The 8,617-nt window shown below is 67.7% G+C and carries 8 protein-coding genes; 6 read left to right on the top strand and 2 right to left on the bottom strand.

Annotated features, from left to right (window positions below):
• Positions 1 to 80: 80 nt before the first annotated feature.
• A complete protein-coding gene (gene rpsB / locus ABE483_RS18835) occupies positions 81 to 932 on the bottom strand; it encodes a 30S ribosomal protein S2 (RefSeq protein WP_259260149.1) in 852 nt (283 codons plus the stop codon).
• A 212-nt stretch (positions 933 to 1,144) separates the two neighbouring features.
• Positions 1,145 to 1,450 (bottom strand): hypothetical protein, encoded by a 306-nt coding sequence (locus ABE483_RS18830; protein WP_346482183.1) that lies wholly within the window; start codon positions 1,448 to 1,450, stop codon positions 1,145 to 1,147.
• Between the two features lie 148 nt (positions 1,451 to 1,598).
• Here ABE483_RS18830 and map point away from each other — a divergent pair, with 148 nt between their 5' ends.
• From map to dapE, 6 genes are read left to right on the top strand one after another with little or no spacing between them, the layout of a single operon-like run.
• Positions 1,599 to 2,372, top strand: coding sequence for a type I methionyl aminopeptidase (gene map / locus ABE483_RS18825; protein WP_121041504.1), 774 nt, complete (start codon positions 1,599 to 1,601; stop codon positions 2,370 to 2,372).
• Between the two features lie 2 nt (positions 2,373 to 2,374).
• Positions 2,375 to 5,014 (top strand): [protein-PII] uridylyltransferase, encoded by a 2,640-nt coding sequence (locus ABE483_RS18820; RefSeq protein WP_346482182.1) that lies wholly within the window; start codon positions 2,375 to 2,377, stop codon positions 5,012 to 5,014.
• Positions 5,014 to 6,090 (top strand): 2,3,4,5-tetrahydropyridine-2,6-dicarboxylate N-succinyltransferase, encoded by a 1,077-nt coding sequence (dapD, locus tag ABE483_RS18815; protein ID WP_313210875.1) that lies wholly within the window; start codon positions 5,014 to 5,016, stop codon positions 6,088 to 6,090. Before ABE483_RS18820 ends, dapD begins: the two co-directional genes overlap by 1 nt.
• Positions 6,087 to 6,959, top strand: a complete 873-nt coding sequence (locus ABE483_RS18810) for a hypothetical protein (protein WP_346482184.1) — start codon at positions 6,087 to 6,089, stop codon at positions 6,957 to 6,959. Before dapD ends, ABE483_RS18810 begins: the two co-directional genes overlap by 4 nt.
• A 43-nt stretch (positions 6,960 to 7,002) precedes the next feature.
• The gene (locus ABE483_RS18805; RefSeq protein ID WP_121041511.1) at positions 7,003 to 7,365 is read left to right on the top strand and encodes an arsenate reductase; all 363 of its coding nucleotides are present in this window, start codon (positions 7,003 to 7,005) and stop codon (positions 7,363 to 7,365) included.
• Entirely contained in the window at positions 7,362 to 8,489 is a 1,128-nt protein-coding gene (dapE, locus tag ABE483_RS18800) for a succinyl-diaminopimelate desuccinylase (RefSeq protein WP_346482181.1), read from the top strand. Before ABE483_RS18805 ends, dapE begins: the two co-directional genes overlap by 4 nt.
• Positions 8,490 to 8,617: the final 128 nt, after the last annotated feature.

The raw sequence follows: 8,617 nt of genomic DNA, 5'->3' as shown, positions 1-8,617 counted from the left end.
CGGGGGCGGGGGTGCGGGTGGCGCGCCCCCGCGCCGGGCCCCGGGGGGGGGGCCGCCCCCGCCCCCCCCCCGGGCCTGGATCAGGCCTGGGCTTCGCCAGCGGCCGGAGCGTCGGCAGCCGGGGCTTCAGCGGCCGGAGCAGCCGGAGCGGCAGCAGCCTTCTTGGCCGGAGCGCGGCGGGCCGGCTTGGCTTCTTCGGTGGCGGCAGCGTCGGCGAACTCTTCTTCGCGGACGGTGGCAGCGTGCGGCGCAGCAGCCTTGCCTTCCAGCACGGCGTCGGCAGCGGCGCGGGCGTACAGCTGCACAGCGCGGATGGCGTCGTCGTTGCCCGGGATCGCGTAGTCGACCAGTTCCGGGTTGTAGTTGGTATCAACCACGGCGATCACCGGGATGCCGAGCTTCTTGGCTTCCTTGATGGCGATGTCTTCGTGGCCGATATCGATGACGAAGATCGCGTCGGGCAGACGGTTCATGTCCTTGATGCCGCCCAGCGAGGCTTCCAGCTTGTCGCGCTCGCGACGCAGGCCCAGCACTTCGTGCTTGACCAGCTTGTCGAAGCTGCCGTCGGTTTCGCCGGCTTCCAGTTCCTTCAGACGGGCAACCGACTGCTTCACGGTACGGAAGTTGGTCAGGGTGCCGCCCAGCCAACGCTGGTTCATGAAGGGCATGCCGCAACGCTCGGCTTCTTCACGGATCGACTCGCGGGCGCTGCGCTTGGTGCCCAGGAACAGGATGGTGCCGCGCTTCTGCGCAACGCTGGAAATGAAGTTCATCGCGTCATTGAAGAGCGGAACGGTCTTTTCCAGGTTGATGATGTGGATCTTGCCGCGGGCGCCGAAGATGTACTGGCCCATCTTGGGGTTCCAGTAACGGGTCTGGTGGCCGAAATGGACGCCGGCTTCCAGCATCTGACGCATGGTGACCTGGGGCATTGCAGTAACTCCTGATAGGGAACCGGCCGCCACGGGTAATAGTTGGGCGGTCCGCCGCGAGGCGGATGGTTCCGGGGTTTGGCTTCCCTGTCGCTTCCGTGACCGAACTCCTTGCGGAGCACCCCGGCACGGATATGGGCGGCAGGTGTGGATTCACCGGTGACGTCCGGTGTTGACGTATTCCCGCGCCAAGGCGGCAGGGATCCGGTCGATTATAGCCCGGTGCCGGGCGCAGGCGCAATCACGGGGGCAAGCGGGGCGTCAGCGGCCTCGTTGAGCCGGGCCCGGAAGTGGCCGCCGGCGTAGCCATCCGGCCGCGGCGGCAGGTCCCAGCTGCGGGCGCTGCGCGGCAGCACATAGCCGGCCAGGCCCTCGATCAGCGGGTGGCGACGCCCGTGGGCGTCCACGAACACCAGGTCGGCCAGGTGGGCATGGCCGTCGCCGTCATTATAGAGGCGCAGGCGGGGCGCCGACGGGCTGCCGCCTGTCTTGTATCGGACCGTGCAGATAGGACCCAATCAATGGCCGTCTTCGGCACAAGGTCGCGTTTTGCGATACGCATCACGCTTGTTCAGCTAGCTGGCCAGGGGCCGGGCCCAAACCGCGGCTGTCAGCGTTCCATCCAATCCCGTTCAGATTGGCCCCGGATCGGCGATAATGGGCGCCATGAGCGTGAATCTGAAAACCCCCGAGGAAATCGAACTGATGCGTATCGCCGGCCGTCTGGCCAGCGAAGTGCTCGACATCGTCACCCCGCACGTCAAGCCGGGCGTGACGACCGAAGAGCTGGACCGCATCTGCCATGACCACATCATCAATGTGCAGAAGGCGACGCCGGCCAATGTCGGCTACCGCGGCTTCCCCAAGACGGTCTGCACGTCGGTCAACAACGTGATCTGCCACGGCATTCCCAGCGAAGCCAAGGTCCTCAAGGACGGCGACATCGTCAACATCGATGTCACGGTGATCAAGGATGGCTGGCACGGCGATACCAGCCGCATGTACTACGTCGGCACGCCGTCGGTCATGGCCAAGCGCCTGGTCGATGCGACCTACGAAGCGATGTGGCGCGGCATCCGCGCGGTCAAGCCGGGCGCGACGCTGGGTGACATCGGCCATGCGATCCAGAGCTATGCCGAAGCCGAGCGCTTCAGCGTGGTGCGCGAGTACTGCGGCCATGGCATCGGCAAGGTCTACCACGACGAGCCGCAGGTGGTGCATTACGGCCGCCCCGGCCAGGGCCTGGTGCTGCAGCCCGGCATGACCTTCACCATCGAACCGATGATCAACGAGGGCACCCGCTACAACAAGGTGCTCCCGGATGGCTGGACCGTGGTCACCAAGGACCGCAAGTTGTCGGCGCAGTGGGAGCACATGGTCGCGGTCACCGAGACCGGCGTCGACGTGCTGACCCTCTCGCCCGGCGAATCGCAGGTCTGAGCATGTTGCCGGCGAGCCCGATGCTGGACGCGCCGGCCGATTCCGTCGCCGACCCGGACTGGGCGGCGTTGGCGCGGCAGTCGCTGCAACAGACCGACGCACGGTTGTATCGTCGTTTCGATCAGGGCGACAATATCGAGCGCCTGCTCGCCCTGCGCGCACGGGCTGCCGACCACCTGATCCGGTTGGCCTGGCATCGCTGCCTGCCGGGCGGTTCGGGAATGGCGCTGTTCGCGGTGGGGGGGTACGGGCGCGGCGAGTTGTTCCCGCGCTCGGATATCGACGTACTGGTGCTCGGTGCGCCCGAGCAGCAGCGTCGGCACGAATCCGGGCTGGCCCGCTTCTTTGCGCTGCTGTGGGATTGCGGCCTGCCGGTCAGCCACGCGGTGCGATCGCCGGCTCAATGCACGCAGGCCAGCGCCGACCAGACCGTGCTGACCGCGCTGATCGAGTCGCGCCCGGTGGTCGCCGATGACGCGGCCCGCCAGGCATTGAAGGCGGCGGTGAATGTGGAGGGCCTGTGGCCGCCACGCGAATTCTTCCTCGCCAAGCGCGAAGAGCTGCTGGCCCGCCATCAGCGCTTTGGCGACACGGCGGACAATCTTGAGCCGGACATCAAGGACGGCCCCGGCGGGCTGCGCGATCTCAATACGCTGGGCTGGATGGCGCTGCGTGCGTTCGGCGTGCGCGACCTGGAAGCGCTGGTCGGCCTCGGCCATCTCGGCCCGGATGAAGCGGCCGCGCTCAAACGCGAACGGTGTGCGCTGGCACGGCTGCGTTTCGGCCTGCACCTGGTCGCCAACCGGCCCGAAGAACGCTTGCGGTTCGATTACCAGAAGACGCTGGCCACCCGCTTGGGTTTCGAAGACGACATCGAAAGCCTGGCCGTGGAAAAGATGATGCAGGGGTTCTACCGCAGCGCCACCGTGGTGCGGCGGATCAGCGACCGCCTGCTGCAGCGCTTTGAAGAACAGTTTGATGGCGAAGCCGTCCCAGAGCCGGTCAGCGTCGGTTTCTCGCTGCGCCGTGGCTACCTGGCTGCCAACGATCCGGCTTGGCCCCAAGGGGATATCGAACAGGTGTTCGCGCTGTTCTCCAGTTGGGCCTATAACCCGGATGTGCGCGGCCTGCACTCGCTGACCGCCCGCGCGCTGGCCGAGGCGCTGCCGGAGCTGGCGGCGTACACCGAGGCCAGCGCCGCGGCGCGCGAGCAGTTTTTGGCGCTGCTGCGCAGCCCGCGCGCGGTCGATACCCTGGCGCGGATGGCACGCCTGGGCGTCCTCGGCCAGTGGATCCCCGCGTTCGCGCAGGTCTCCGGGCGCATGCAGTTCGATCTGTTCCATGTGTACACCGTGGACCAGCACACACTGATGGTGCTGCGGAATATCGGCCTGTTCGCCAGCAGCCGCGCGGATGAGCGCTTCTCGATCGCGCATGAAGTCTGGCCGCGCCTGCGCAAGCCGGAGCTGCTGCTGTTGGCCGGCCTGTTCCATGACATCGCCAAGGGCCGCGGCGGCGATCACTCCGAACTCGGTGCGGTGGATGCGCGCGAATTCTGCCAGGCGCTGGCGCTGAGCAGCTCCGATACCGAGCTGGTCGCCTGGCTGGTCGAACAGCACCTGCGCATGTCGGTCACCGCGCAGAAGCAGGACATCTCCGATCCGGACGTGATCCATCGCTTCGCCACCCTGGTGGCCAGCCGCGACCGGCTGGACTATCTCTATCTGCTGACCTGCGCCGACATCGCCGGGACCAGCCCCAAGCTGTGGAATGCGTGGAAGGACCGTCTGCTGGCCGACCTGTATTTCGCCGCGCGCCGCGCGCTGCGCGACGGGCTGGAGAACCAGATGCCGGCCGCCGAGCGCGTTGCCGAAGCGCGCGAATCGGTGCGCCAGCTGGTGCGCGAGCGCGGCTACGACGATCCCACCATCGATCGCCAGTTCACGGTGATGCCCGATGAGAGCTTCATCCGGCTGCGGCCGGAACAGCTGGCCTGGCAGGCCGCTGCGCTGGTGCCGTTGAAGCAGGGCCAGACCCTGGTCAAGGTGCGCAGGCTGACCCCCGAGGACGACGCACTGGAAGTGTTCGTACACTCGCCCGACCGCGACGGCCTGTTCGCCGCGATCGTGATGACGCTGGACCGCAAGGGCTACACCATCCATCGCGCGCGCGTGCTGGACGGTCCGGTCGATACCATCTTCGATACCTTCGAAGTGACCCCGGCCGACAGCTTCGCCGATGGCGATGCGCTGCGCCTGGAGGCCGGCCTGCGTGAGGCGCTGGCCGGCGATCTGACCCGGCTGCGCCCGTCCCGCCGCGTCATTCCGCGCCAGCTGCGGCACTTCCGTTTCGCCCCGCGCATCGAGTTCCGCGATGTCACCGATGGCCAGACCACCAGTACCCGTTTCAGCCTCGTCGCACCCGACCGCCCCGGCCTGCTGGCCGACGTGGCGTTCGTGCTGCGCAACCAGCGGTTGCGCGTGCATGATGCGCGCATCGCCACGTTCGGCGAGCGCGCCGAAGATATGTTCGTGATCAGCGATGAGCATGATCACGCCCTGACCGAATCCGCCAGGCAGCAGCTGCAAGACGCGATGCTCGCCTGCCTGGACCCTGATCGAAACGCCGGAGACCCCCACTGATGGCCACCAAGCCTGCCAAGAAGACTGCCGCGAAGACCGCGGCGGCCAAGACCCCTGCTGCCGCGCCTGCGGTGAAGAAGACCGCTGCCGCAAAGAAGGCGGCGCCCGCGGTGAAGAAAGCGCCGGTCAAAAAGGCGCCGGCCCGCAAGGTCGCTGCTACCCCGGCCGAGAGCGCCGCCAAGCGCAGTGCCAGCCGTGATGCCACCATCGCGCGCAAGTCGCTGCGCAAGCCGGCCACGCCGGGTGTGGAAGAACTCAAGTTCGGCATCGAGAGCGCGTTCGAGCGACGCGCCACGCTGACCCTGCATGAGATCGAAGGCTCGACCAAGCCGCTGGTCGGCCGCGTCATCGACGGCCTGGAAACCGGTGAATTCCGCGTTGCCGAGCCCGACGGCCACGGTGGCTGGAAGGTCAACGAATGGCTGAAGAAGGCCGTGCTGTTGTACTTCCGCGTCAACGACATGGCCGTGGTCGATGCGCGCCCGGCGCCGTTCTGGGACAAGGTCGAATCGCGTTTTGCCGGTTTCGATGAAGCCAAGTTCCGCCGCGCCGGCGTGCGCGTGGTGCCCGGTGCGATCGCGCGTCGTGGCAGCTACTTCGGCAAGGACGTGGTGCTGATGCCGAGCTTCACCAATATCGGCGCCTACGTGGGCGAGGGCACCATGGTCGACACCTGGGCCACGGTGGGTTCGTGCGCGCAGATCGGCAAGCACTGCCACCTGTCCGGCGGCGCCGGTATCGGTGGCGTGCTGGAGCCGCTGCAGGCCAGCCCGACCATCATCGAAGACCATTGCTTCATCGGTGCGCGTTCGGAAGTGGTGGAAGGCTTCGTGGTCGGCCATCACAGCGTGATCGGCATGGGCGTGTTCCTTGGCCAGAGCACGCGCGTGTACAACCGCGCCACCGGCGAGATCAGCTACGGTTCGGTACCGCCGTACAGCGTGGTGGTGTCCGGCCAGCTGCCGTCCAAGGACGGCTCGCACTCGCTGTACTGCGCCGTGATCGTCAAGCAGGTCGATGCCAAGACCCGCAGCAAGACCAGCGTCAACGAGCTGCTGCGCGGCCTGGCCGACTGAGCACCCCGCAGCCCGCGCTGGCGCAGGCGGCGCGCTACCGGCACCCGTTCGCGGGGTGGCCGGGACGCGCGCTGCAGCGTCTGCTCGGCTGCGTGCACCTGACCGCCGCCCGGCGTGCGCTCACCCGCGTGCTGCCGGTGCCTGCGTTGATCAGTGAGGTGCGTGAGGTGGTGTACCTGAGCTGGTGGGTGGACGTGCGCCATGCACCGCCGCCACCGCCGGGCCATCGCCTGTTCGCGCATGACGGGCGTACGCCCTATACGATCCTGACCTACCGCCACGGCCATTTCGGGCCGGCGCTGGCGGGGCCGTTGCGTGGCCTGTTTCCCTCTCCGCTGCAGAGCAACTGGCGCTGGTACGTGGTGCCGGACGATGCGGCGGCCGGGCCCGCGACGCCGCGGGTCCTGTTTGACCGCAATGTGATCGACAGTGCGATGCACGCAGTCGGTGCACGGCTGTGGAGCGATGCCATGCAACCGCATCTGGCCGCGCGTTTCGAGCATGCCGTGGATGCCGATGGCGGGCACACCGTGATCGAGCCGGGGCAGGGCAGTGCGCCCGCACTGCAGGCGCAGGTGCGTCCGGCAGCGACCTTGGCGGCGGCGTGGGCGGCCGGGGCGTTCACCGATGCAGCGCAGGCGATGAGGTTCCTGGCCTGCCAGGAGGCCGCGTTCGCGGTCGCCCCGGATGGTCGGCTGGCCTTGACCCATATCGATCTGCCGATTGCCCTGGCGGACGTGCAGCCACTGCAACTGGAAGGCCTGGTGGCCTGCCCGCACCTGGCCGCGATGGGCGTCGATCTGGCCGATGCGTTCTGTTTCCGGGTGCCGCAGGTGCCGTTCCGGGTCGTGTCCGAACGCCTGTTGTGACATCCTCATGGCGTCCTTCCTGAACGATGCTGCACGCCGCGCCATGACCACCACTTTGTACGGATTGAAGAACTGCGACACCTGCAGGAAAGCCACCAAGTGGCTGGACCGTTTCCAGGTGCCGTACACCTTCGTTGACTACCGCGACCACACGCCAACGCCGGAGACCCTGATCGACTGGGCGGCCCAGGCCGGTGGCTTTCCCGCGTTGATCAACAGGTCCTCCACCACGTGGAGGCAGCTGCCGGAGAACCGCAAAGCGGCCGATTCGGAGGCCGAATGGAAGCTGCTGCTGCGCGAGTACCCGCAGCTGATCAAGCGCCCGGTGGTGGTGAGCGCCGATGGCGTGATGACCCAGGGCTTCTCGGACAACGGCTTCAAGCAGCGGTTCGGAGTGGGCGCGTGAACGACGTCGTTGCCTTGACCTGCGACCTGATCGCGCGCGCCTCGGTCACGCCCGAGGACGCCGGTTGCCAGGCGCTGCTGGCCGGCCGTCTTGAACGCGCCGGCTTTCACTGCGAACACCTGCGCCTGGGCGAGGTCGACAACCTGTGGGCCACACACGGGCAGGGCGCACCGGTGCTGGTGCTGCTCGGGCATACCGACGTGGTGCCGACCGGCCCGGTCTCGGCCTGGACCAGCGATCCGTTCGATCCGCAGATCCGTGACGGCGTGCTGTACGGACGTGGCGCGGCCGACATGAAAGGCAGCGTGGCCGCCTTCGTGGTCGCCGCCGAGCAGTTCGTGGCCGCGCATCCCGATCATCCCGGCACGCTGGCGGTGCTGCTGACCAGCGACGAGGAAGGCGATGCCATCGACGGTGTGCGTCGCGTGGCCGATATCTTCCGCGAGCGCGGTCAGGAAATCGACTGGTGCATCACCGGTGAGCCGTCCTCCACCGCGGTGCTGGGTGATCTGCTGCGCGTGGGCCGCCGCGGCAGCCTCTCGGCGACGCTGACGGTGAACGGCGTGCAGGGCCATGTCGCGTATCCGGACAAGGCGCGCAATCCGATCCATCTGGCCGCTGCGGCCCTGGCCGAACTCACCGCACGGCACTGGGATGATGGCTTCGAGAGCTTCCCGCCGACCAGCCTGCAGGTCTCCAACATCCATGCCGGCACCGGGGCCAACAATGTGATTCCGGGTGAGCTGCAGGTGCTGTTCAACCTGCGCTACAACCCGCACTGGAACGCGCCCGCGCTGGAGCAGGAGATCGCTGCGCTGCTGGAGCGTCATGCACTCCAGTACACGCTCAAGTGGCATCGCAGCGGCGAGCCGTTCTATACCCCGGAAGGCACGCTGCGCAGGGTCGCCCGCGAGGTACTGGGTGAGTTCGCCGGTGCACCGCCGGAAGAGAGCACCGGTGGCGGCACCTCCGATGCGCGCTTCATCGCGCCGCTGGGCGCGCAGTGCATCGAAGTAGGGCCGGTCAACGCGAGCATCCATCAGGTGGACGAGAACGTGCGCGTCGCGGATCTGGAGGCGCTGCCGGCGCTCTACCAGCGGTTGATCGAGCGTTTGCTCGCCTGACGCCATCGGGTTGAATCAACCGCCGCTCGATTACGGTAGCGCCGGCCGCTGGCCCCGTCTCCATTTCGGCTGGCACGAGTAAGGTAGTTGCGGCGGGGCGGGCGGGGGCGCAGCGAGGCGGGGGGGAA

The organism is Stenotrophomonas sp. TWI602, assembly GCF_039674045.1.
Lineage (GTDB): Bacteria > Pseudomonadota > Gammaproteobacteria > Xanthomonadales > Xanthomonadaceae > Stenotrophomonas.
Note: the sequence above shows the minus strand (reverse complement) of the source record. Positions and strands in the feature narration are given on the sequence as shown.

Bases quoted from the DNA above. Each gene is read 5' to 3' on its own strand.
- map (WP_121041504.1), top strand. From the start codon at position 1,599: ATGAGCGTGAATCTGAAAACCCCCGAGGAAATCGAACTGATGCGTATC.
- ABE483_RS18820 (WP_346482182.1), top strand. From the start codon at position 2,375: ATGTTGCCGGCGAGCCCGATGCTGGACGCGCCGGCCGATTCCGTCGCC.
- dapD (WP_313210875.1), top strand. From the start codon at position 5,014: ATGGCCACCAAGCCTGCCAAGAAGACTGCCGCGAAGACCGCGGCGGCC.
- rpsB (WP_259260149.1), bottom strand. From the start codon at position 932: ATGCCCCAGGTCACCATGCGTCAGATGCTGGAAGCCGGCGTCCATTTC.
- ABE483_RS18805 (WP_121041511.1), top strand. From the start codon at position 7,003: ATGACCACCACTTTGTACGGATTGAAGAACTGCGACACCTGCAGGAAA.